The sequence below is a fragment of the Azospirillum griseum genome (genome assembly GCF_003966125.1).
In the GTDB taxonomy this organism is placed as follows: domain Bacteria; phylum Pseudomonadota; class Alphaproteobacteria; order Azospirillales; family Azospirillaceae; genus Azospirillum; species Azospirillum griseum.
The window spans coordinates 93,503-110,402 of the sequence record NZ_RXMA01000006.1 but is presented as its reverse complement, the minus strand read 5'-3'; the positions used below and the strand labels follow the sequence as shown (position 1 = coordinate 110,402).

At 63.1% G+C, this 16,900-nt stretch carries 17 protein-coding genes; 9 read left to right on the top strand and 8 right to left on the bottom strand.

The window, feature by feature from the left end; translation table 11 throughout:
- From EJ903_RS08740 to EJ903_RS08725, 4 genes are all read right to left on the bottom strand, one after another.
- The coding region (locus tag EJ903_RS08740) for an electron transfer flavoprotein subunit beta/FixA family protein (protein ID WP_425455496.1) at positions 1–277 on the bottom strand (277 nt) is incomplete at its 3' end.
- Positions 278–332: 55 nt separating this feature from the next.
- Complete coding sequence (locus EJ903_RS08735) at positions 333–863, bottom strand: thioesterase family protein (protein WP_126614196.1); 531 nt, start codon at positions 861–863, stop codon at positions 333–335.
- Positions 864–990: 127 nt separating this feature from the next.
- Positions 991–1,380, bottom strand: a complete 390-nt coding sequence (locus EJ903_RS08730) for a MerR family transcriptional regulator (protein ID WP_126614194.1) — start codon at positions 1,378–1,380, stop codon at positions 991–993.
- Positions 1,381–1,492: 112 nt separating this feature from the next.
- Entirely contained in the window at positions 1,493–3,220 is a 1,728-nt protein-coding gene (locus tag EJ903_RS08725) for a long-chain-fatty-acid--CoA ligase (protein ID WP_126614192.1), read from the bottom strand.
- A 180-nt stretch (positions 3,221–3,400) separates the two neighbouring features.
- On the opposite strand from EJ903_RS08725, the gene EJ903_RS08720 reads away from it, so the two are divergent.
- The 3 genes from EJ903_RS08720 to EJ903_RS08710 all read left to right on the top strand — a co-directional run bounded on the left by EJ903_RS08720 (position 3,401) and on the right by EJ903_RS08710 (position 4,758).
- The gene (locus EJ903_RS08720) at positions 3,401–3,703 is read left to right on the top strand and encodes an SCP2 sterol-binding domain-containing protein (protein WP_126614190.1); all 303 of its coding nucleotides are present in this window, start codon (positions 3,401–3,403) and stop codon (positions 3,701–3,703) included.
- Positions 3,704–3,794: 91 nt separating this feature from the next.
- A complete protein-coding gene (locus tag EJ903_RS08715) occupies positions 3,795–4,454 on the top strand; it encodes a DUF6134 family protein (protein WP_126614187.1) in 660 nt (219 codons plus the stop codon).
- A 19-nt stretch (positions 4,455–4,473) separates the two neighbouring features.
- Positions 4,474–4,758 (top strand): DUF1488 family protein, encoded by a 285-nt coding sequence (locus tag EJ903_RS08710; protein ID WP_126614185.1) that lies wholly within the window; start codon positions 4,474–4,476, stop codon positions 4,756–4,758.
- Here EJ903_RS08710 and EJ903_RS08705 read toward each other — a convergent pair.
- Both EJ903_RS08705 and EJ903_RS08700 read right to left on the bottom strand, forming a co-directional pair.
- Positions 4,748–5,146, bottom strand: coding sequence for a spore germination protein GerW family protein (locus tag EJ903_RS08705; RefSeq protein WP_126614183.1), 399 nt, complete (start codon positions 5,144–5,146; stop codon positions 4,748–4,750). The two genes, EJ903_RS08710 and EJ903_RS08705, sit on opposite strands and share 11 nt — an antisense overlap.
- A gap of 86 nt (positions 5,147–5,232) precedes the next feature.
- Complete coding sequence (locus EJ903_RS08700; RefSeq protein ID WP_126614181.1) at positions 5,233–5,724, bottom strand: flavin reductase family protein; 492 nt, start codon at positions 5,722–5,724, stop codon at positions 5,233–5,235.
- 208 nt (positions 5,725–5,932) lie between these two features.
- Here EJ903_RS08700 and EJ903_RS08695 point away from each other — a divergent pair, with 208 nt between their 5' ends.
- The 4 genes from EJ903_RS08695 (at position 5,933) to EJ903_RS08680 (ending at position 10,516) form a co-directional block, all read left to right on the top strand.
- Positions 5,933–7,099, top strand: coding sequence for a flagellar motor protein MotB (locus tag EJ903_RS08695; protein WP_126614179.1), 1,167 nt, complete (start codon positions 5,933–5,935; stop codon positions 7,097–7,099).
- Positions 7,100–7,358: 259 nt separating this feature from the next.
- Positions 7,359–8,747 (top strand): circularly permuted type 2 ATP-grasp protein, encoded by a 1,389-nt coding sequence (locus EJ903_RS08690; protein WP_246015356.1) that lies wholly within the window; start codon positions 7,359–7,361, stop codon positions 8,745–8,747.
- The gene (locus EJ903_RS08685; protein ID WP_126614177.1) at positions 8,744–9,721 is read left to right on the top strand and encodes an alpha-E domain-containing protein; all 978 of its coding nucleotides are present in this window, start codon (positions 8,744–8,746) and stop codon (positions 9,719–9,721) included. The genes EJ903_RS08690 and EJ903_RS08685 overlap by 4 nt, the downstream gene beginning before the upstream one ends.
- 57 nt (positions 9,722–9,778) lie before the next feature.
- Positions 9,779–10,516, top strand: coding sequence for an arginyltransferase (locus EJ903_RS08680; RefSeq protein WP_126614175.1), 738 nt, complete (start codon positions 9,779–9,781; stop codon positions 10,514–10,516).
- Between the two features lie 47 nt (positions 10,517–10,563).
- Here EJ903_RS08680 and EJ903_RS08675 read toward each other — a convergent pair whose 3' ends face one another.
- Positions 10,564–12,255 carry a methyl-accepting chemotaxis protein gene (locus EJ903_RS08675; protein ID WP_126614173.1) on the bottom strand — a complete coding sequence of 564 codons (1,692 nt, stop codon included), beginning with the start codon at positions 12,253–12,255 and terminating at the stop codon, positions 10,564–10,566.
- Positions 12,256–12,491: 236 nt separating this feature from the next.
- On the bottom strand, positions 12,492–14,183 hold the full coding sequence (locus EJ903_RS08670) for a HAMP domain-containing methyl-accepting chemotaxis protein (RefSeq protein WP_126614416.1): 1,692 nt from the start codon (positions 14,181–14,183) through the stop codon (positions 12,492–12,494).
- A gap of 526 nt (positions 14,184–14,709) precedes the next feature.
- Here EJ903_RS08670 and EJ903_RS08665 point away from each other — a divergent pair.
- Together EJ903_RS08665 and EJ903_RS08660 are read left to right on the top strand one after the other, a co-directional pair.
- Entirely contained in the window at positions 14,710–15,210 is a 501-nt protein-coding gene (locus tag EJ903_RS08665) for a TRAP transporter small permease subunit (RefSeq protein ID WP_246015355.1), read from the top strand.
- An 18-nt stretch (positions 15,211–15,228) separates the two neighbouring features.
- Positions 15,229–16,731: a TRAP transporter large permease gene (locus EJ903_RS08660; protein ID WP_126614169.1), complete on the top strand. Its 1,503-nt coding sequence runs from the start codon at positions 15,229–15,231 to the stop codon at positions 16,729–16,731.
- Positions 16,732–16,900: the final 169 nt, after the last annotated feature.

Below are 16,900 nucleotides of genomic sequence, written 5' to 3'. Positions count from 1 at the left end.
GGGTTTCCGCGTCCGTCTGCACCAGGATGGCGCGGTCCGCCCCCATCGCCAGCGCCGTCCGCAGCGTCTCCTGTGCGGCCGTCGGCCCAACCGACACGGCGATGATCTCCGTCGCCGTGCCCGCTTCCTTCAACCGAACGGCCTCTTCAACGGCGATCTCGTCGAAGGGGTTCATGCTCATCTTCACGTTCGCGGTCTCAACGCCGCTGCCATCCGCCTTCACGCGGATCTTCACGTTGTAATCGACGACCCGCTTCACGGGCACCAGCACTTTCATGGTGACGGCCTCCTCAGGCGTTGAGTGGTTGTGCGTGTTGGATTTGGGATGAGCGTCAGGTCACGGCGGCAACGGTCAGCGGCTGCCACGCCGCCACCGCATCGGGCATCGGCGGCGACGGGTCATCGACCCCCAGCGCCGCCAGGACCTGGGCGGGCGTGACCACTGATCCCCGGGCGACGAAGGCCCCCTGCATCACGGCGATGGCGGCCACCCCCTGGGCAGTCTCCAGCCGGTGTTCCATGAAGATGTATTTGTCGTCCCAGCACAGCACGCGGCTGACCAGGGTGAAGCGTTGGAAGGGCCGCAGGGATCGGCGGAAACGGACGTTGGCCGCGCCCAACACCGGCTGCCAGCGGTTCTTCAGGATCGCGTTGCCCAAGCCGACCCGGATCATCAGATCGGTGCGCCCCAGATCCATCACGCTGAAGTAACGCGCGTTGGTCATGTGCAGGTTGAGATCGAGGTCGGTCGGCCAGACGCGGAACCGCAAGGCCGATTCCCCCAGCAACGTCAACCGACGCCCGCGCCACTGATCATAGAGCGCAGCGATCATGACCCGGATCAGGCGGAAGATCAGGTTCATGACCGTCCCCCATCCGCCGAATGGCTCCGTTGCGCTGTCCGTCCTGTCGCCCGCTGTGTCGTCCGCTCCGTCATGGCCCGTTCCTCCCCGGTGTCGGCGGTGCCGGGGCGGCGTCGGGCCGTCCGGCTCAGGCGTCCTTGCCGGGGGAGCGATCCGCCAGGCTGGTGGACACCTGCACTTCGATTTCCTTCAACTCGCACACGGTCGCTTCCAGATCCTCGCGCTGCTGCGCCAAATCCTTCAGCCGCTTCTGCACGCGCTTCAACAGGTTGCGTTGTTGCTCCACCCCGCCATCGACGTTGTAGAGGTCCAGATACTCGCGGATTTCCGCCAGCGAGAAGCCCAGACGCTTGCCGCGCAGAATGAGCTTCAGCCGGGCACGGTCGCGCTTGGTGTAGACCCGGTTGTTGCCAACCCGGTTGGGCGCCAGCAGCCCCTTGACCTCGTAGAAACGCAGAGCGCGCGGCGTGATGCCCAGCTCTTCCGCAAGTTGATTGACCGTGTAGAGCTGTTCCATCCCTGGGATAACCTTTGTTCGCATACGCCATGTCCGACCGGCGGGACATAGCACAGCAATGACGACATGATAAGGCTTCCCTTTACGTCTTCGTCAACGGTCTGACTTCGGGTCATCCAGCCTTCGCCCGCATGGCTTCGGCAACCAGTTCTTTTTTCGACAATTTGCCGACGGCGGTCTTCGGCAGCTCATCGCGAAACTCGATGGCGGTGGGCATTTCGATGCGGGAAATCTTGTCACGCAGGAAGTCCTTCAGAGCCTCGGCGGTCAGGCTGGCTCCCGGAACCAACTGCACGAACGCCTTGGGCGTCTGCCCCCGGTATTCGTCGGGCAGGCCGATGACGCAGGCGGCGACCACGTCCGGGTGCTGATAGATCGCCTCCTCGATCACGCGCGGGTACACGTTGTAACCGCTGCAAATGATCAGGTCTTTCAGGCGGTCCAGCAGGAAGACATAACCATCCGCGTCCATCATGCCGACGTCGCCGGTCAGCAGATAGCCATCGACGATGGTCCGGGCGGTTTCCTCCTCCCGCCCCCAGTAACCGGCCATCACGTTGGGACCGGACACGGCGACCTGCCCTTTCTCCCCGACTCCGAGCACTTGGGAGGGATCCTCCAGGCCGCGAATCTGAACGGTGATGCCGGGCAGCGGCAGACCGATGGAGCCTTCCTTGTTCGTGCCGACCAGCGGGTTGGCGGCGCACACCGGCGAGGCTTCCGACAGGCCATAACCTTCGACCAGCACGCAGCCGGTCGCCTGCTCCCATTGGCGCTTCAACTCCATCGGCAGCGGCGCGCCGCCGGAGATGCAGTAGCGGATGGAGGTCAGCGCGTAGCGCCCGACCTGCGGGTGCGACAGCAACGCCTTGTACATGGTCGGCACGCCGGGGACGAGCGTCGGCTTGCGCTTGGCGATGGTCTTCAGCACCTGTTCGGCCTCGAACCGGGGCAGCATCACCAGTTCGGCCCCCGCCGCCAGCCCGAGATTCAGCACCACCGTCATGGCGAAGACGTGGAAGAAGGGCAGCACCGCCAGCATGCGTTCCTGCCCTAGCGCCACGCCGGGAAACCACGCCATCACCTGCTGCGCGTTGGCTTGCAGATTGTGGTGGGTCAGCATCGCGCCCTTGGGCACGCCGGTGGTCCCGCCGGTGTATTGCAGCACGGCGACGTCGCGCAGCGGATCGATCGCAACCGAACGCATCGCGCCGTCGTTGGCCAGCAGCCGGTCAGAATCGATGTGGCGGTCGTCCTGCGGCACGGCGGCCAGTTCGCTGCGCTTGAGCAGGCGGAACAGCGCGCCCTTGACCGTGGGCAGGATGGTCGACATCCGGCAGACGACGACCCGCTTCAACCGGGTACGCTCCAGCATCAGGCCGATGCGCGGGTAGATCTGCTTGAGATCCAGCGTCACCATGATGTCGGTCTGCGAGTCGGCGATCTGGTGCTCCAACTCCCGCTCCACATAGAGCGGGTTGTAGTTCACCACCGTCCCGCCCGCCTTCAGGATGCCGAAAAAGGCGATGACGTAGGTCGGGCAATTGGGCAGGCACAGGCCAACCCGCACCCCCGGCCCCACACCCATGTCCTGGAACCCACGCGCCGCCCGGTTCACCAGATCGGCCACCTCGGCGTAGCGGTAGCGTCGCCCCAGAAAATCCAGGCAGGGACGATCGGCGAATCGCCGGGCCGCATCCTCGAACAGCTGGTGCAGGGGGGCGGGCGCAAAGCGCTGATCCCACGCGATGTTGTCGGGATAATGCGCCAGCCAGGGCCGCTGTTCGGCGGAGGAGTCGACGCCGGTCAACCGGCCGGATTGCGCAAGCGTGTCGGACATTCGGTTTCGCTCCCCTTCGCGGTTGGCGCGCGTGTCGTTGGCTCCTGCTGTCGCCCGGAGGTCGTCGGTTGGGACGGTGCGGCGGGCCACATGGAACCTATTCGTTATTCCGTTGACGTAAACGTAACTCAGCCTTACTGTCAAGGGCCGTTGCACAAACAATCTTTGGAGACTGCAGTCATGGTCGAGGACATCCTGAGCGAGATGCGTTCCCGGTCCGCCGCGCTGCGCGGGCTGAACGCCTCGGTCCGCTTCGTTCTGGGCAAGGATGGGGAGATCATTCATCTCGACGCCCGCGCCAACCCGGTCGCCATCACCCAGGGCGATCAGGACGCCGATTGCACGATCCGCATCTCGCCGGACAATCTGGCCAAGCTCATCAACGGAAAGCTGAACCCGATGCTGGCCTTTACCATGGGCAAGCTGAAGGTCGAAGGCTCCATGGGCATCGCCATGAAGCTCGCCCAACTGCTGGACGAGTGACGCCCAGCACGCACACACAGGGCCATCCCGTAACCGACCGCAAGAGTCGCCCGGCCCGCTGCTCCACATGTGTCTTAAGGGAGGAAACGCCATGATGCACCCGCTGCGCGCCACGTTCGCCGCCACGCTTTTGCTGCTGCCGCTGACGGCTGTGGCATCGATCACCAGCGCCACCGCCGCGCCGGCCGCCGGGCCGCGCACCCTGACCTACACCATCCTGATGGGCGACGACCCCATCGGCAGCGAAGAGGTGCGGGTGGAGCCGCAGGGCGACCGCAGCAAGGTGACGATCACCGCCAGCACGCGGGTGAAGGTGCTGTTCATCAACTTCCGCTACGACCACAAGCGGGAGGAGCTGTGGAAGGGGAGCAGCCTGGAGTCGTTGAAGGCGACGACCGACGACGACGGCACGCCCCACACGCTGGAGCTGACGGCCAAGCCCGGCGGCTTCACGCTGGTCGCCGATGGCAAGCCGACCGACCTGCCCGCCACCGCCCTGCCGCTCTCCCTGTGGACGGCGGAGGTGCTGATGCGCAGCCCGCTGTTCTCGGTGATCGACGGCGCGCGCTACACCACCACCGTCAAGGCGCTGGGCAGCGAAACCATCGAGGCCGGGGGCCGCAAGGTCGAGGCGCAGCACCACCGCATCGACGGCGATGTCGAACGCGATCTGTGGTACGCCGCCGACGGCACCCTGCTGAAAACCCGTTTCAAGCGCAGCGGCTATGATATCACCTATGTCCTGAAGTGAGCCTTCACCCGAGGACAGCATGCCGATCTTTGTGTTCCCCGACGATCCGATCTGGAACGAGGAGGCCGACGCCGTCGAATTCGCGGTCGAGGTCGGGGAGTATCACGGTCGGGTGTTCGTCACCCGCCGGGTGTTGCAGAGCGTCGTGGGCCACCGCCCGCAGCCAGACGAGGCGGTTCAGCAGGTTTGCATGAACCGCCACGCCTTCGACCGCGCGGTCGAATTGCGCATTCTGGACCGCGCGCTGGATCCCGACGCCAACATTCACCTGACCGGCCGGGATCTGGCGCGGGTCACGCGCTGACGCCCGCGTTGCCTGCGACGCTGGTGGAGGCGTCGGGCGCGCCACGTTTGTAGGCGCTGGTCGCGTCCGACACCATCTGCGCGATGGATTGGTGCGCCGGACTGGTGGTCTCTTGCGGCAGCACCTTCATCTCAACCCCGTTCGGGCCGATGATCAGCACCGCGCAGGGGATGACGCCGCCCCCCCCACCACCGCCCAGCGATTCCCCCAACAGGCTGCCGCCGCCGGTGCCAATGCCAAAGCTGGTGATGAGCAGCGGCACAATGGTGTAATCGCCAACGGTCAGCGGCTGTCCCATCGCGCCCTTGGACAGAATCTTTTCAAACTCCGTCGAGGTCGCCCGCATCAGGTCAATCGCCGGGTCGCTTTTCAGCAAAAACGGATTCATCGCCCCCTCCACGCTGCACCGCAAAATTCAGCATGGAGCGCAGGCCACGCCGAATCAATCGTGAAGCGCTGTCGGGCGTTGGCCCATCACCCCAAACGCGCGTAACCGCCCCGGAAATACAGCAAAGGCGCGCCATCCTCGCGCGACGCCAGCGCGCGGACGCGGCCCAGAACGATGACGTGGTCGCCACCATCCAACAGATGCTCGCGGTCGCAGTCCAGCGTAGCGAGGCATCCGGCCAGCGCCGGGACCCCGCTGTCGGTCGGGACCTGCGCCACACCGGCCCAACGGTCGTCCACATCCCGGCGCGAGAAGCGGGCGGAGAGATCCTCCTGATCGGCGGACAGGACATTCACGACAAAGGATTTGGCCGTCGAAAACGCCGCCAGCGTCCCGGCGCTGCGGGCCAGACAGAATTGGACCAGCGGCGGATCCAGCGACACCGAGGAGAAGGAGTTGACCGTCACCCCAACCGGCGCGCCATCCGGGGCCACGGTCGTGACAACGGCGATTCCGGTGGCAAAGCAACCCAGCGCGCTGCGGAAGGCGCGGGCATCAAACGACGGGAAGGAGGTCATGGCGGCCTGTGCGTGACGGCGGAATGGTTGAACCCTGGCAATACCCTAGCCCCGCAGTGGGCGCAAGGGCCTCGCCCCTGGATCGGGTTGGCCGAGAACAACGTTAAAGGGATTTTAACGAAGCTGCGTCAGCCTCCCCACACGGCGCGGGGCAACGCGCTGACGCGGTGGCGGACCGTCCGCTTCGCGCCGTCTTGGCATGGGCAGCATGAGCGGAAACTCAGCCGAGGGCGAACGGCCAATCATCATCAAAAAGAAGAAGGGCGGGCACGGCGGCCATCACGGCGGCGCGTGGAAGGTGGCCTATGCCGACTTCGTGACCGCGATGATGGCCTTCTTCCTGCTGCTGTGGCTGTTGAACGTCACCACGTCGGACCAGCGCAAGGGCATCGCCGACTATTTTTCCCCCGCCTCGGTCAGCCGCGAGCAATCCGGGTCCGGCGGCATGCTGGGCGGCAAGACCATCACGGTGCCGGGCGCGCAGGTGTCCCCGTCGTCGCCGATGTCCGCCGATGTGCCGGTCTCCGGTCCGCCCGGCTACTCCTCTCAGGAAACCGAAGACGCCAGCGACCCGACGGAGGCCACCGCCGGACCCGGCACGGGCACCGGTCCCGGCCGTCCCAACGCGGACACCACCGGCAAGGAGAATGCGGGCAAGGACAGCGCCGGCGGTCCGACTGATCAGCGCAGCAACGAGTCGCGAGCGGACTATCAACGCCGGATGGAGGAGATGGCCAAGCAATTGGGCGTCCCCGGCCAGAAACCCGGCGAGCGCCTGTCCGACTTCGCCGAACGGGTGAAGGAGGCCGGGGAGAAACTGCAGGAGGCCCAGAAGGAGGCCCGCCAGTTCCAACAGGCCGCCACCGAAATCCGTCAGGCGATCCAATCGGTGCCCGAACTGGAGCCGTTGGCGCAAAATCTGATGATCGACCAGACCCCCGAGGGGCTGCGCATCCAAATCGTCGATCAGGACCGCGTGTCGATGTTCCCCGGTGGGTCGGGCCAGATGTACCCGCAGACCCGCCAGCTGGTGCAACAGGTGGCCAAGGCGCTGTCCAAGCTGCCCAACAAGCTGTCGATCAGCGGCCACACCGACGGAACGCCCTTCGCCGCCGGATCGGGGCGCGACAATTGGGATCTGTCGACCGAGCGGGCCAACGCCACCCGCCGCGCGTTGATCGCCGGTGGCATCGACGAAAAGCGCATCCAGGACGTGGTCGGTCGGGCCGACCGCGATCCGCTGGTTCCCGAACAGCCGGGCAGCCCGCGCAACCGCCGGGTCAGCATGGTTTTGCTGCGCGAGATTGCCCCCGCCGCGCCTCCCGGTGCACCGCCCGCCACCAAAGCCGCGCCCGCACCGGCACCAAAGGGCTGAATTCTTCCGATCGGCCAATCAAAAAACGCACATCTGCGCTGCGTTTGACCTCGAATCCGCGCGTTTGCCCCTGTTCAAAGCGCGCGGCGATGCGTCATACTTCTCAAACATCATGCAGCCGCCGGAACGATGCCGTCCGGTTGGCAGGGATTGGTTCGAGACAAGCGCGGGGGAGTCTGTGAGCGTACCCGAGGGCAAACCATCCGACCTTTTGTCATCCTATAATCCTGGCCTGTATTTCGACGAATTGTTCGGAAGCATGGACTTGCCAGCCGAACACACGGCGCTGATACGGCAGAGATTGTCGGGTCTTGATTTTGATGAACTGCGCCGCCGCGCGCAGGATGTGGAAAGGGAGCTTTACAACCTCGGCATCACTTTCATCGTTTATTCCGAAAAAGACGCGGTCGACCGGATTCTTCCGTTCGACATCATCCCACGGGTGATTTCCGCCAAGGAATGGACGCATCTGGAAGCGGGCGTGACCCAGCGTGTGGCCGCGCTCAACTTGTTTCTTCACGACATCTACCACGATCAGAAGATCCTGAAGGATGGCATCATTCCGCGCGAACTGGTGGAGGGAAACAGCAACTTCCGCCCCCAGATGATCGGGCTGGATGTTCCGTTCAACACCTACATTCACATCATGGGCACCGATCTGGTGCGCGACCGCCACGGCACCTTCCGCGTGCTGGAGGACAACGGCCGCGTTCCGTCCGGCGTGTCCTATGTGGTGGAAAACCGCCACATGATGCAGCGGGTGTTCCCCGATCTGGTGCAGGACATCGGCATCCGCCCGGTGGACAATTACGGCCACAAGCTGCTCGACGCGATGATGGAAATCGCGCCCGCCGGGGTCGATGACCCGCAGGTGGTGCTGCTGTCGCCCGGCACCTACAATTCGGCCTATTTCGAACACATCTTCCTCGCCCGCGAAATGGGTGTGCCGCTGGTCGAAGGCCGTGATCTGGTGGTGGAGAACGACCGCGTCTTCATGAAGACGACCAACGGTCTGGCCCCCGTCCATTCGATTTACCGCCGGTTGGACGACGCCTTCCTCGACCCGCGCGCCTTCAACCCGGACAGCCTGCTGGGCGTTCCCGGCATTCTCGACGCCTACCGCAAGGGCAACGTCGCGTTGGCCAACGCCATCGGCACCGGGGTGGCCGACGACAAGGCGGTCTATTGCTACGTTCCCCGGATGATCAAATATTACCTGGATCAGGACCCGATCATCCCGAACGTGGACACCCGCATCTGCCGCGAGGCCGACGCCCTGCAATACACGCTGGACCATCTGGCCGAGCTGGTGGTCAAGCCGGTGGGCGAAGCGGGCGGATACGGCATCACCATCGGCCCGCGCGCCAGCAAGGCCGAGTTGGAGGATTGCCGGGCCAAGCTGTTGGCCGACCCGTCCAACTACATCAGCCAGCCCGTCGTCGATCTGTCGGTGTGCCCGACGGTGACGCCCGACGGCATCGAACCGCGCCACGTCGATCTGCGGCCCTTCGCCATCACCGCCCGCAACACCTGGGTTCTGCCCGGTGGCCTGTCGCGCGTGGCGTTGAAGAAAGGCACGCTGATCGTCAATTCGTCCCAGGGCGGTGGCTCGAAGGACACGTGGGTTCTGGAAGGTGGTGCGTCATGAACCTGCTGGCCCGTTACGCCGAAAGCATATTCTGGATGGCCCGTTACATGGAGCGGGCGGAGAACCTCGCCCGCATCCTGGACGTGCACGAAACCTTTTCCCGTGACACGCGCGGCGTGACCAACTGGTTTTCCATTGTCCAGTTGAACGCCGACGAAAAGGACTTCTTCAGCCGCCACGACCGCCCAACGGCCGAAGCGGTCATCCACTACTACATGTTCGACACGCAGAATTCGAACTCGCTGCTGTCAATGCTGCACATGGCCCGGGAAAACGCCCGCGCCCTGCGGCCATGGATTTCGACGGAGATGTGGACGCAAATCAACGTGTTCCACAACAAGCTGCTGGAGATGTCGACCAGCGACGTCCCCATGCAGAATCTGTCGAAGGTCTGCACCTGGATCAAGGAGGAATGCCAGACCCACACCGGCATCACCGAGGGGACCTTCTACCGCGACCAGGGTTGGTATTTTTACCAGATGGGCAAATACATCGAGCGGGCGGACCAGACCACCCGCCTGCTCGACATCAAATATCACACCCTGTTGCCGTCCCCGGTGGAGGTCGGTTCGACGCTGGACGTCAGCCAATGGACGACGGTTCTGCGCTCGACCGCCGGGTATCACGCCTTCCGCCGGGTCTACCCGCGCGGCATGTCACCGACCACGGTGGCCGGCTTCATGCTGTTCAACGAAGGCTTCCCGCGTTCGGTGGTGATGTGCGTCCGTCAGATCGACGGCGTGCTGACACGGCTGCGTTCCCGCTACGAGCTGCGCGGCGGGGCGCAGGCGATGGAACGGGTGGACGAGTTGCTGTCCGCCCTGCTCTCCCGCCCGATCGAGGCGGTGTTGCGCCAGGGCCTGCATGAGTATCTGGACTGGATCCAGCTTCAGCTCATCACCCTGACCACCGAAATCGCGCAAGCCTATTTCGGGATGGACGCGCCTGTGGCTGTTCAGGCCCAGTCGCAGTAAGCTGGTGGGCGGGGGCTTGCGCCCCCGCCCCTGTCCCTGCCCGGATCAACGCCCCGCATGTCGGTCATCCTCGCGCCGCAACGGCCCTTGCAGCAATTTTTCCGGTCAGGGCCGATGCCCTGCCCGTACCTGCCGGGACGTGTGGAGCGCAAGCTGTTCACGCGGCTGGTCGGGGCCTACGCGACGGAGGTCAATTCCGACCTGTCGCGCGCCGGGTTCCGCCGCAGCCATGACATCGTCTACCGGCCGGTCTGCCCGAATTGCCAGGCCTGCACCCCGGTGCGCGTTCCGGTGGATCGGTTTCAGCCCAGCCGGTCGCAACGCCGTGTCACCGCGCTGAACCGCGATTTGCGGATGACCGAGCGTCCGGCCTACGCCACCACCGAACAATTCCGGCTGTTCAGCCAGTATCAGAACTCCCGCCACGGCGAATCCGACATGGCGCGCATGACCATGGGCGATTTCGTCGCCATGGTGGACGAGGGGCGGGCCGACACCGGCTTGCTGGAAGCGCGCGACGCCGACAAGCGGCTGGTCGGTTGCATGCTGGTGGACCGGCTGAACGACGGCTATTCGGCGGTGTACAGCTTTTACGACGCCACGCAGGACCGCCGCAGCCTGGGGACCCACATGATTCTCGGCCTGATCGAGCGGGCGCGGCAAACCGGCCTGCCCTATGTCTATCTCGGCTATTACATCGCCAACAGCCGGAAGATGGCCTACAAGGCCCGCTTTCACCCGTTGGAAGCGCTGGGGGCGACCGGCTGGTGCCCGCTGCCCGGCACCAGCCCGTAAACATCCCTTACAACGCTTCTTTTGCGCGCTCCCTCACGCTGTGCCCTTTACGCTGCCTTGATCCGCTCCAGGAAACGTTCCACGTCACCACGCAAGGTTTCGGCTTGACGCGACAGTTCCCCAGCGGCTCCCAACACCTGCGCGGCGGCGCTGCCCGCCTCGCTGGCGGCCTGCGTCACCTGCCCGACGCTGCCCGAGACCTCCTGCGCGCTTCCGGCGGCCTGCTGGACGTTGCGGGAAATCTCGCTGGTGGCGGCTCCCTGCTCTTCGATGGCGGCGGCGATGCCGGTGGTGATGTCGTTGATGGTTCCGATGGTCCCGCCGATGCCCGAAATCGCCTGAACCACCCCCTGCGTGGTCTGCTGGATGGCGCTGATCTGGGCGGCGATCTCCTCCGTCGCCTTGGCGGTCTGCCCGGCCAACCCCTTGACCTCGCTGGCCACCACGGCGAATCCCTTGCCCGCTTCGCCCGCACGCGCCGCCTCGATGGTGGCGTTCAGGGCCAACAGATTGGTTTGGCTGGCGATGTCGGTGATGAGGTTGACCACGTCGCCGATGCGCTGGGCGGCGTTGGCCAGGCTTTGCACCGCGTCGCTGGTGCGCGCTGCCTCGCCCACCGCCTGCCCGGCGATGTCGGCGGAGCGCGTCACCAGCCCGCCGATCTCGCGTATGGAGGCGGTCATCTCCTCCGCCGCGCTGGCCACCGTCTGCACGTTGGTGCTGGTCTGGTCGATGGCGCTGGCGACGACCACCGCCTGCGCGTTGGTCTGTTGCGCCATCGCCGACATGCTGTGCGCGGTGGTGTTCAATTCCGACGCGGCGGACGACACGGTGCGCAGGGCGGCCATGACCGACGCCTCGAACTCCGTCACCAGACGATCAATCGCCTCAACGCGACGTTGCCGGGCCGCTTGGTCGGCGGCCTGCAGCCCTGCCAGACGGTCGGCCTCGATCAGTCCATCGCGAAACACCTGGACCGCGCGCGCCATCGCGCCAATCTCATCACCGCGCTCGTCCCCGGTGATTGACACCGACAGATCGCGATTGGCCAAACGGCCCATCACTCCGGTCATGCTTTGCAGCGGACGCACGACGCTGGCGATGAGAACCCAGGCGGCGGCGGTTCCGATGACCACGGCGGAAACGATCATGGCAACGATCCACAGCGTGCTGGCCGTGTAAACCGCCTCACCATGGTTGGCCGCCGCAACGCCCTGACGGACATTGAACGCGATCAACTCCTCCAGAAGGCCACGCGCCTTGCGGATCTCCTCCCGCGATTCTCCCAGAAACAACTCGCTCGCCATCGCCTTGTCGCCGCGACGCGACATCGGCAGCAGCTTTTCCGTGCTGATCGCCATGTAGCGAGCCAGGGTTTCGGAAAACCGCTTGTAGGTGTCCGCTTCCCAACCCGGCGTGACCATCGACTCATAGATCTTGCGCCTGTCGGCCAGTCCGCGCGCGGTGTCGGCCAGCAGCTTTTCCTCATCGACAAGTCCGGCTGGGGTACGGACCATCAGGTGAGTGCCTTCAATGATCCGATAATATTCCAGCTTGTCCATCATGGCCCCGGCCGCCGCCGTCGAAGGCAACCAATTGTCGCGCACCTCGGCCGCCTCACCATTCACCACCGACAGTCTGCTGATCGAAAAGATCCCCAGCGAGACCGCACACGCCAACACAACCACAAACGCAAAAACCGTCTTAACCCGAATGGAAAAGCCTGACAGCCAAGACATCTTATCCCCCTGGTGAACCCAATCGCTTTTGTTGAACAACCGCTCAACCACCCGATAGCACGATTGAGACCACTGGGAACGCATTTTTCTCGCATAGGTGATATAAATGCTGAGTGAAACACCAAATCATGCGCATCATTTTGTCGATGCAGCATTTTTAAGCATCCATTTTGGCAAGAAACAGCGCCTGCGTTGTCCGCAGGCGCTGGACATTGAGGGTCAAGGACGTGGGGCGCTCAGGCGGCCTTGATGCTGGACAGGAACCGATCCACGTCGTGACGCAGGGTTTCAGCCTGTTTCGACAATTCGCCCGCTGCGCCCAAAACCTGACCTGCCGCCGCACCGGCTTCGCCCGCCGCCTGGGTGACTTGGCCGATGCTGCCCGAAACGTCCTGCGTGCCGCGCGCGGCCTCCTGGACGCTGCGGGAAATCTCGTTGGTCGCCGCCCCCTGCTCTTCGATGGCCGCCGCGATGGCGGTGGTGATGTCGTTGATTGAGGTGATGGTTCCGCCAATCCCGGCGATGGCCTGCACCACACCGTTCGTGGTCTGCTGGATCGCGCCGATCTGGGTGGCGATCTCGTCGGTGGCCTTGGCGGTCTGCCCGGCCAGGCTCTTCACCTCGCTGGCGACGACGGCGAAACCCTTGCCCGCCTCACCCGCACGCGCCGCCTCAATGGTGGCGTTGAGCGCCAGCAGGTTGGTTTGGCTGGCGATGCCGTTGATGAGGTTGACCACCTCGCCAATCTTCTGCGCGGCATCGGACAGGCTGCGCACCACATCGTTGGTGCGCGCGGCTTCGCCGACCGCCTTACCGGCGATGTCGGCGGAGCGTGCCACCTGGGCGCTGATCTCGCGGATGGAGCTGGACATCTCCTCCGTCGCCGTGGCCACCGTCTGGACGTTGGCGCTGGTCTGTTCAGCGGCCGACGCGACCACCGACGCCTGAACGCTGGTTTGCTGCGCCATCGACGACATGCTGTGCGCGGTGGCGTCCAACTCCGACGCCGAAGAAGCCACACTGCGCAAAGCTGCCGCCGCCGATGCTTCGAATCCTTGAATCAGACGTTCGATGGCTTCGGTCCGCTTCTGCTTGGCCGCCTGCTCTGTCGCCTGGGCGGCAGCCAGACGGTCGGCCTCAATCAAGCCATCTTTGAAAATTTGGACGGCACGGGCCATCGCCCCCACCTCGTCCTTGCGATCCGTCCCCTCGACCGTGACCGACAATTCGTGCTGCGACAGCCGCCCCATGATCACGGTCATCCTTTCAATTGGAACAATCAGAGTGAGAATCACCATAAACCCAGACATAATGCATATAATAACAGTCAAAAATATTGCGAAGAAAATTGAAATTTTTGCTGAATCATATGTTGATTTTATGTGATTTGTCGCAGATATTCCATTTTTGTTATTAAAATCAATGAGATCCATAAGAATTGATCTAGTGTAATTGAATTCTGATCCTTGCTTTCTGCGGTATATTTCAGAAACAATATCTGTATTTTCGCGATTTGAAAGTGGTATAATTGTATTTTTGCTGTCTTCAAGATAGTCATTGAGCGATTTTTGAAATTTTTTGTAGTTTTCAACCTCATATCCCGGTGTGAGAGTCGGTTCATATTTTTCCTGATGCCTCTTCATGGACGTCAAGGCTTCGTGCATCGTCCTTTCCTCTTTTGCTTTCTCCTCAGGTGTCGAAGCCAGAATGTGCGCCGCCTCAGCCGCCCGATAGACATTCAACTCATAGGACATGGCTGATATGGATACGATGGCGGGCATCCAATTGGTGCGAACCTCTTCGGCTTGATCATTGACTGCAGACAGTCTGTTGACCGAAAAAATTCCCAACGAGAGAGAAACCAGAAAGATTACAGAAAAAGCCATCACCGCGCGTTTCTTTGCCGAAACATCCGATATTCTGATCATAATCAAGGACCTATTGTTCTTGTTGCGGACACGCCTCGTCGAGAAAGGGATTTTCTCGAAAGTTTAGGCCTTCCTAATGAAGCAAATCGCATGCCTAAGGAGGTCGCTCGCCCCTTAGGGCAATCCCTTAGTATCAAAATCAGCACAAAAGTATGATTTCGCTTTGTCTTTTGATGAGACGGCTCATGCCACATCACCCACCCGCACAACCCTCTCTCAAATTGAGACCAACACATGCATTGCTATGCAAAATGCCACGCAACATGCGACTGGACTCGCACCCTCATCTGCGGATCTACGTGATTCTACGTAGCTCCTTCGTAGCCCTTGCGGTGGTTGGGTGCAAAAGCGAATAGTCCTGCGAAATCAAATGATTTTGTGTATTCTCACGTCGTGGTGGACCGGCGTTCGACGCGTCCCTATGGCATGAACAAAAGCAAAAGGGGTGCGGCCACGCCGCAACTCTGCAACAGGGGAGGTTACTCCGTTGAGAGCTTTGCTCAGACTGAGTGGGCTGATCGACGCCATGAACGATGGCATCGGCAAGCTTGTGTATTGGCTGGTGCTCGTCGCCGTCGTCGTCAGTTCCGGCAACGCGGTCGTGCGCTACACCTTCAACAGCAGCTCCAACGCGTGGTTGGAACTGCAATGGTACCTGTTCGCAGCAATCTTCCTGCTGTGCTCGGGCTACACGTTCCTGCGCAACGAACACATCCGCATCGACATCGTGCTGGGCCGCTTTTCCAAGCGGGTGCAGGCTGTCGTGGATATTTTCGGCATCGTCGCCTTCCTGTTCCCGATGGCGCTGCTGATCATGGTGCTGTCCTGGCCGATGGCGAAGGACAGCTTCGTGACGAACGAGATGTCGAGCGACGCCGGGGGGCTGATCCGTTGGCCCGCCAAATTCCTGATTCCGGTCGGCTTCTTTCTGCTGTCCGCGCAAGGGGTGTCCGAACTCATCAAGCGCATCGCTTTCCTGGCCGGTCTGATTGACGAGCCGGGCGAGAAGATGCACGGCCACTCGTAAGAATCGGGAGCAACCGACATGATCGAGTTTGTCACCGCCAACATGGCGCCGCTGATGTTCGGCGCCCTGGTGCTGTTCCTGCTGATGGGCTTCCCGGTCGCCTTCGCGCTGGCGGCCAACGGTCTGTTCTTCGGCTTCATCGGCATCGAGCTGGGGTTGCTGACCCCGGCGCTGGCCCAGGCGCTGCCGGAACGCGTGTTCGGCATCATGCGCAACGACACGCTGCTCGCCATTCCCTTCTTCACCTTCATGGGCCTGATTCTGGAGCGATCCGGCATGGCCGAGGATCTGCTCGACACCATCGGGCAGCTGTTCGGCCCGCTGCGCGGCGGTCTGGCCTACGCCGTGATCTTCGTCGGCGCGCTGCTGGCGGCGACCACCGGCGTGGTGGCCGCGTCGGTCATCTCCATGGGTCTGATCTCGCTGCCGATCATGCTGCGCTATGGCTATGACCGCCGCATCGCCAGCGGCGTCATTGCCGCGTCGGGCACGCTGGCGCAGATCATCCCGCCGTCGCTGGTGCTGATCATCCTGGCCGACCAGCTGGGCCGTTCGGTCGGCGACATGTACGCCGGTGCGATGATCCCCGGCCTGGTGCTCACCGCGCTGTACGCCGGTTACATCCTGCTCATCAGCATCATCCGCCCCGAAGCGGTTCCGGCCCTGCCGCCGGAGGCCCGCAGCCTGCGCGGTTTCAAGCTGGCCGTGCGCGTCGTCACCACCCTGGTTCCGCCGCTGTTCCTGATCTTCCTGGTGCTCGGAACCATCTTCCTGGGCATCGCCACCCCGACCGAGGGCGGCGCGATGGGGGCCGCCGGTGCGATCCTGCTGGCCCTGGCCAAGCGGCAATTGAGCTGGTCGCTGATGCGCCAGGCCATGGACACCACCGCCAAGCTGTCCACCTTCGTGGTGTTCATCCTGATCGGGTCGACCGTGTTCGGTCTGGTGTTCCGCGCGGTCAACGGCGATCTGTGGGTCGAGCATCTGTTGACGAGCCTGCCGGGCGGCCAGTTGGGCTTCCTGATCGTCGTCAACATCATGGTTTTCGTCCTGGCCTTCTTCCTTGATTTCTTCGAGTTGGCCTTCATCATCGTCCCGCTTTTGGGGCCGGTGGCGGACAAGCTGGGCATCGACCTGATTTGGTTCGGCGTGCTGCTGGGCGTGAACATGCAGACCAGCTTCATGCACCCGCCCTTTGGCTTCGCCCTGTTCTATCTGCGCAGCGTCGCCCCACGGTCGGATTACCTCGACAAGATCACCGGCAAGATGATCCCCAAGGTGACGACCGGCCAAATCTATTGGGGTGCCGTGCCGTTCGTCATCATCCAGATCATCATGGTGGCCATCGTCATCGCCTTCCCCAGCCTGATCGAAGCCGGCCTGGACCGTGGGACCAAGGTGGATTTGGACAAGGTGAAGATCGAAATCCCGGCCATGGACACCAACGACGTCGCCCCGCCCTTTGGCTCCACCGACGATTCGGCCAACGACATCATGAAGCAGTTGCAGCAGCAAAAGTAACCGCGACCTGCAAGTCTGATCGATCCTCCGATCGACCGGGGGCTGGCCTTGTCCAGCCCCCCTTTTTTTGCCCGGACAGTGGAGGATGCCCGCAACGCACCGCCATGCACCGGGCAACAAAAAAGGCCCCGCGACTGCGGAGCCTTCTTTGCAACGGTCAAACCGTTGA

Excerpts from the sequence above, each read along its gene's own strand:
- EJ903_RS08660 (WP_126614169.1), top strand. The coding sequence starts at position 15,229 with ATGATCGAGTTTGTCACCGCCAACATGGCGCCGCTGATGTTCGGCGCC.
- EJ903_RS08720 (WP_126614190.1), top strand. The coding sequence starts at position 3,401 with ATGGTCGAGGACATCCTGAGCGAGATGCGTTCCCGGTCCGCCGCGCTG.
- EJ903_RS08685 (WP_126614177.1), top strand. The coding sequence starts at position 8,744 with ATGAACCTGCTGGCCCGTTACGCCGAAAGCATATTCTGGATGGCCCGT.
- EJ903_RS08680 (WP_126614175.1), top strand. The coding sequence starts at position 9,779 with ATGTCGGTCATCCTCGCGCCGCAACGGCCCTTGCAGCAATTTTTCCGG.
- EJ903_RS08705 (WP_126614183.1), bottom strand. The coding sequence starts at position 5,146 with ATGAATCCGTTTTTGCTGAAAAGCGACCCGGCGATTGACCTGATGCGG.
- EJ903_RS08735 (WP_126614196.1), bottom strand. The coding sequence starts at position 863 with ATGAACCTGATCTTCCGCCTGATCCGGGTCATGATCGCTGCGCTCTAT.
- EJ903_RS08715 (WP_126614187.1), top strand. The coding sequence starts at position 3,795 with ATGATGCACCCGCTGCGCGCCACGTTCGCCGCCACGCTTTTGCTGCTG.
- EJ903_RS08730 (WP_126614194.1), bottom strand. The coding sequence starts at position 1,380 with ATGGAACAGCTCTACACGGTCAATCAACTTGCGGAAGAGCTGGGCATC.
- EJ903_RS08725 (WP_126614192.1), bottom strand. The coding sequence starts at position 3,220 with ATGTCCGACACGCTTGCGCAATCCGGCCGGTTGACCGGCGTCGACTCC.
- EJ903_RS08670 (WP_126614416.1), bottom strand. The coding sequence starts at position 14,183 with ATGATCAGAATATCGGATGTTTCGGCAAAGAAACGCGCGGTGATGGCT.
- EJ903_RS08665 (WP_246015355.1), top strand. The coding sequence starts at position 14,710 with ATGAACGATGGCATCGGCAAGCTTGTGTATTGGCTGGTGCTCGTCGCC.
- EJ903_RS08710 (WP_126614185.1), top strand. The coding sequence starts at position 4,474 with ATGCCGATCTTTGTGTTCCCCGACGATCCGATCTGGAACGAGGAGGCC.
- EJ903_RS08690 (WP_246015356.1), top strand. The coding sequence starts at position 7,359 with ATGGACTTGCCAGCCGAACACACGGCGCTGATACGGCAGAGATTGTCG.
- EJ903_RS08675 (WP_126614173.1), bottom strand. The coding sequence starts at position 12,255 with ATGTCTTGGCTGTCAGGCTTTTCCATTCGGGTTAAGACGGTTTTTGCG.
- EJ903_RS08700 (WP_126614181.1), bottom strand. The coding sequence starts at position 5,724 with ATGACCTCCTTCCCGTCGTTTGATGCCCGCGCCTTCCGCAGCGCGCTG.
- EJ903_RS08695 (WP_126614179.1), top strand. The coding sequence starts at position 5,933 with ATGAGCGGAAACTCAGCCGAGGGCGAACGGCCAATCATCATCAAAAAG.